Raw genomic sequence first — 434 nt, 5'->3', positions numbered from 1 at the left:
TATATCGAGGACAATCCGGCCAACCTGAAGCTCGTCGAACAACTGATTGCGCGGCACGCGGACCTGCGCATGCTCGGCGCCGTGACGGGACAGCTCGGCGTGGAACTGGCGCGTCGTGTGCACCCGCGAGTGATCCTGATGGATATCAACCTGCCCGATATCAGCGGCGTCGAAGCGCTGGACATGTTACGCACGTATCCCGAGACGGCGGATATTCCCGTTGTCGCGCTCAGTTCGAATGCGATGGCGCATGATATTGAGCAAGGCATGAACGCGGGTTTCTTCCGCTATCTGACCAAGCCGATCAAGATCGATCCATTCATGCATGCGCTGGCCGATGCCATCGCGCTGGCTGTCGGACGGAAATAGTCGGGGGGGCAGGTCGCCAGGTAGCGAACCATGATCGATTCGTCAGCAATCCTCGACGCCCGGAT

1 protein-coding gene is annotated in these 434 nt (G+C 59.7%); it reads left to right on the top strand.

Annotation, left to right across the window (positions count from 1 at the left end; translation table 11 throughout):
* Positions 1–369, top strand: a 369-nt coding sequence (locus DIE06_RS38025; RefSeq protein WP_148094399.1) for a response regulator, incomplete at its 5' end; no start/stop codon positions are given.
* Positions 370–434 lie beyond the last annotated feature (65 nt).

It is taken from the genome of Burkholderia sp. Bp8998, from assembly GCF_003854235.1.
In the GTDB taxonomy this organism is placed as follows: Bacteria; Pseudomonadota; Gammaproteobacteria; order Burkholderiales; family Burkholderiaceae; genus Burkholderia.
The sequence above is the reverse complement of the archived record's forward strand: the minus strand, read 5'-3'. Positions and strand labels throughout refer to the sequence as shown.